This is a genomic window from Vibrio sp. 1CM24A, assembly GCF_023161725.1.
GTDB classification, from domain to species: Bacteria; Pseudomonadota; Gammaproteobacteria; order Enterobacterales; family Vibrionaceae; genus Vibrio; species Vibrio coralliirubri.
The window spans coordinates 1-4922 of sequence record NZ_JALNTS010000020.1; the positions used below are offsets into that span (position 1 = coordinate 1).

Sequence of the window (4922 nt, forward strand, 5' to 3'; positions counted from 1 at the left end):
GCTTTATGATTATGTTCGAAGACCGACTCACTGAATATATGTAACCCTGACAGTTACACAGAATTATTTACAGGGTCGAAAAGTAAACCACTAAAAGCAATAAGTATCATATCAAGATTACTTTATTGCCAAGTATTTAGATTGCCCAACTTAAGATAGGTTAATTTTTTTGTGTTTTTTTAACCTATCCACTCAAATAGGTTAATTGAAGTGACACATTAACAGTTAAGGGTGTTAAAACCTCAGAATTCACAACGTAGTTCACAGGTAATTTGTTTACTGGATGCTTGAGAAGTATGTAGTGAAAATTGCACATACGTTTGAATAGGGAGGCACTTAGCAACAGGTGCCATCTATCCGACAATTTTGACTCTCAGAGCTAGCAATTTATCTACACGACCCAACCGTGCCTTACGATTTAATGTGTAAGATCAAACATTAGTCGTTACATATCACCCAGTCAGAGGCACGGAATTATATACTAGGTCGCTAATTCTTCAATAACCCATTCACACTCGGTGAGCGAGAAAATCTATTACAAAGCTCAACGCTCTTGGCTCAACGTTCATTTTCTGAGCCAAGCGTTCTCTATTTTGCATATCTAGATTTGCCCCTCTCAGCACTAACGTATGATACTTTGAGTCATCATCTTTCATTTTAGAGATTTTTGAGCGAATGTAGCCCTCATCATATCCTGCATCTCGATAGCAATCTTCTATCAACTCTACTATGTAATTCATATATTTAACCTTTATTCTTATTATCGTTTTGGGTTTTATCATTGTTCTATATGCTTCTGCTAGCACAACACTGAAAGTGTAAGCTTGAAAGCCTGTTTATATTTTAGATTCTAGACTTGCTGAAGCGCTATTTTCTCAGCTATATCAAGCATGTGACCAACAACCCCTGCGTTTGTGTTGCGAAAATCATTCTCTCGCATGACGCTATGCACAAACCTGAGGCTTGCTAATAGGTCGTTATCTTGGGGTGCTATTGCCTTTACGCCCAGCTTCGCAAACTTTTGGTTTCGTTCTTCAACGAATCGATCAACATCTACTTGAAACACTTCATTCTCTTCTAAGTCGATCCGCTTGATCACTTTAGCTTCAATAATCTCAGCTCCCGTCAAAAAGCCACTCTTATGCTTTTTATAGTGTTTATCAGCGTAACTGAGCTGGATCGTACCTAAATTGCCCTTAAATTTAATATAGAGGCAGTGATGCGCAACAATTACATATTCGACAAAGCTTGAAATATGCTTGTTATACTTAGCTCGACTTTCTAGAGACTCTAACTCAGGTAATAGCTCACTTATTTCGGGAACAGTTTGTAAGCTATATAGTTCTGTGCGCTTTTCAATAAGGGTATCAAGCGCTATCTCTTTCTCATTGAATTTAACAGATAAACGTCTTCGCAAACGAGAACTCTGTTCTTCATCAATTTCTTTTTCTAGTTCATCTAACTCGTTTGAATAACGTTCAATTTCACTTTCCAGATACTGTAGGCGCTGATCTGGACTTTCGTAATTCAGATTTCGAAAATCAAAACTTGAAAAGCTTTTAAGTAGAAGCGTTTCAATTTGTTGGTAATCAAAATTGCCAACCGAACCTAGGTTGCACTGCTTGTTGATTGAGTTTCTACAACGTAGTTTCGGTTTTCCTCTGTTTGGCTTTGAGTATGAGAGTGGACCTCCGCAATACACGCACTTGGTCAAACCAGAATACAAGTTTCTATATTTTGGAGAAGCTTGCCCTTTAGTGGAACGTCTTAAACTTGCTTGCACTCTATCAAATTCATCTTTAGTCACCACGCTTGGATAGTAGTTCTCCTTACAAGGACCAGAAGGCACTTTTACACGCTTCCCCGTACTATAGTCATCATTCGTGGGCTGAAAAGCCCCGTATGTTTGTATCATTTTTAAATACTTTAAAACGATCTCTGAGTACCATTCACCTCCTGTAAAAGACGGAATCCCTTCAGAGTTCAAAATTTGAGCAATTCGGTTTGAACCAATGTTAGCTCCTAGCTTCATCGAGAATATTCGCTTGAGAACGCTTGCTTCAGGCTGTTTTAATACAAATTTAGTTTTACAACTACTCAGGTTCATCCAAGCAGGACATATTGACGTACGCTTTTCACCACCTTCATCCTCAGCTTTTCTCTTAAGCTCAAAAGATGCCTTGATACGTTCTGATTTTTGCTGACTTTCTAGATGTGCTAAATGAAAACCAACAGTGAGCAGTAAGTCACTGGCAAAATCATTTGAATTATCATGGTAAACAATCAAGTTAAATTTTGTAATTGCAACATCAATCTTGTATTCAGCAAGCTCCATAAAGATTTTGCGAGCTTTGTTAGGTTCTAAGCGACTAATTCTGTCTACCGCTTCAACGACTAACAATGACTTTGGCGGAATTCTTCCTGACTTGACTCCTTCTAGAAACGCTCCTAGTCCTGCATTCTCAGCAGTATTAGCACCTATATATGCCGAAAGTCCCTTATCGATAATCAGATCATCGACCACCTTGTAAGTCGGTTGATTATCCCTAGCACGCCTTTTATTAGTCATATCGATGAATTGATTTGCTCTATCAATTTGACGGCTAATGCCCTGCCCTTCTTCTGCTTGTATAACTTTACTCACTCTTGAGTAGATGTACGCAGGAAGTGTTTGTAACGGTGTATTTGCTTGGTTTGTTAGTTCACTTTTCATTTCTCTCTCCAACTAATTTGAATACATTAAAACAAATAGCAGGTAACACATCAAGCAATAATCAAAATTAAACCAACAAAAACAATAACTTAAAAATATTAAGCAACTTAATATTTTCGCAAAATTGAATAAACATGCACGTTAGAACTGTTTTCACAGAATAATGATCGATTAGTAATTACTTCAAACCAAACCTAGATGAAAAAAAAAGCCGCTGATAATCAGCGGCTTAAATCTAATATTTCGAACAATTACTTTTCTTTATGTAGCAGAGCAACTGATTGTCGTACTATAACTAACTCTTCATTGGTTGGGATAACCATTGCTACTGCGTCTAACATTTCAGACTTAGCGATGATGCCTTCAGCACCAAAGCGAGCAGATTCGTTACCTGCTACATCTTCAACGAAACCTAGAATCTTAAGGTTGTTTAGGATTTCACGACGAATTGGTAGAGAGTTCTCACCGATACCACCAGTGAAGATGATGCCGTCTAAAGAGTCTAACGTTGCAAGGTAAGAAGCAATGTATTTTGATACGCGGTAAGTAAACACCTCAAACGCAAGCTTAGCGCCTTCATGGCCCTCTTCCATTGCTTCTAAGATGCCACGAGCATCGCTCGTAAGACCAGACACGCCAAGGAAGCCAGACTCCTTGTTTAGAGAGTTAAATACTTGCTCTTGTGACCAGCCTTTCTTAAGTAGGTATTCGATGATGCCTGGGTCTAAGTCACCACAACGTGTGCCCATCATAAGGCCAGAAAGTGGTGTGAAGCCCATTGAAGTATCAACACTGTTACCGTCTTTGATTGCACAGACAGATGCGCCGTTACCTAGGTGAACAGAGATGAAGCTAGATTTTTCGATAGGCTTGTTTACCATTTTCGCAGCTTCACGACTCACGAAGTAGTGGCTCGTACCGTGGAAACCGTAACGACGTACGCCGAAGTCTGTGTATAGCTCTTTTGCGATTGCACCAGTGAATGCACGTTGTGGCATTGTTTGGTGGAAAGCCGTATCAAATACAGCAAATTGAGGTAGAGAAGGAAAAGCTTCAATCGCAGCACGGATGCCGACAGCACCTGCAGGGTTATGAAGTGGAGCTAGGTCAGATAGGCTTTCAATTTCGTTCGTTACTTCTTCAGTAATACGAACGGTTTGAGTGAACTTCTCACCACCGTGAACGATACGGTGACCGATAGCCACGATATCAGCAGTGAAGCCTAGATCTTCCATCAGGCCAACCAATTTGCCAATGGCAATTTTGTGGTGGTTATCTTCGCCTTGAATGGCAATTTCAGTTTTCTCGCCTTGATATTTCCAGCTCATACGAGCATCTTCAAGACCAAAACACTCCCCTAGGCCACTTAATACTGCTTCACCAGAAACAGAATCGATTACAGCAAATTTTAGGGATGAACTACCCGAGTTAATAACCAGAACAAACGAATTAGACATTGGATATGGATCCTGTTTCAGTACGAATTGGATGAAGTGTTTACTTCAATTTTAGTTAAGCCCATTATTCAATAATTTTTGAATCTTTCAACTTTTGTTTTGAAAAAATCACTAAATGAACACAATTAAGTTGATCTTAGTCATCAAATTATTTATTTCGAGAGCGAAATTAAAAAATAGTTGAATAAGAAAATTAATGAACAGGTGACGCAAACGAGTGCTCACGTTATTTTTAACTTGATTCAGTTAATTAGAGCGACTCGAACGAATGCGGGTAATCCGCTTAGAAAACAACCACCCTTCCCTTTCGTCTGCTTATCATTACCGATAACTTTTTGCTCGATTTCTCAATTGCTCAGTGTTTGCATCAAAAAGCTCACTGGAATTGAAAGTAGTGATTTGATTGCCTTCGAGCACAACTCTACAAATAGATGCACTGTAACGTCGCTTAGATAGCCTTCACACTTTGTTTTAGTAATCTTGTAGCACGTTCTTTCAGTATAGGCTTAGAACGCGATACAGCTAAGTTTAGGCACTAACATTAGTTCTAGGCGCGATGTCTAATTACATGGACGAAGCATAGTTACAGGGACGAAGCTTGATCAAAGTAAGCTGGCTGCATATATCGAACCAGCCAAAGCTTAAGTTCAAATAGCAGGCACAAAAAAGCCGAGCATTATGAAGTGACCCCATAAAGTTGGACATTTCTGTTAAGCGGCTTTCAAGGCCTGAGTTCGATATTCTATCGGAGT

General features: G+C 39.2%; 3 protein-coding genes. All 3 read right to left on the reverse strand.

Going from position 1 to position 4922, the window contains the following annotated elements; genetic code table 11:
- Window positions 1-509 precede the first annotated feature (509 nt).
- The 3 genes from MSG38_RS23835 to MSG38_RS23845 all read right to left on the reverse strand — a co-directional run bounded on the left by MSG38_RS23835 (window position 510) and on the right by MSG38_RS23845 (window position 4170).
- The gene (locus MSG38_RS23835; RefSeq protein WP_248402787.1) at window positions 510-740 is read right to left on the reverse strand and encodes a hypothetical protein; all 231 of its coding nucleotides are present in this window, start codon (window positions 738-740) and stop codon (window positions 510-512) included.
- A 110-nt stretch (window positions 741-850) separates the two neighbouring features.
- Complete coding sequence (locus MSG38_RS23840) at window positions 851-2713, reverse strand: recombinase family protein (protein WP_248402788.1); 1863 nt, start codon at window positions 2711-2713, stop codon at window positions 851-853.
- Window positions 2714-2964: 251 nt separating this feature from the next.
- Window positions 2965-4170 carry an acetate/propionate family kinase gene (locus MSG38_RS23845; RefSeq protein WP_248402789.1) on the reverse strand — a complete coding sequence of 402 codons (1206 nt, stop codon included), beginning with the start codon at window positions 4168-4170 and terminating at the stop codon, window positions 2965-2967.
- Window positions 4171-4922: the final 752 nt, after the last annotated feature.

Excerpts from the sequence above, each read along its gene's own strand:
- MSG38_RS23845 (WP_248402789.1), bottom strand. The coding sequence starts at position 4,170 with ATGTCTAATTCGTTTGTTCTGGTTATTAACTCGGGTAGTTCATCCCTA.
- MSG38_RS23835 (WP_248402787.1), bottom strand. The coding sequence starts at position 740 with ATGAATTACATAGTAGAGTTGATAGAAGATTGCTATCGAGATGCAGGA.
- MSG38_RS23840 (WP_248402788.1), bottom strand. The coding sequence starts at position 2,713 with ATGAAAAGTGAACTAACAAACCAAGCAAATACACCGTTACAAACACTT.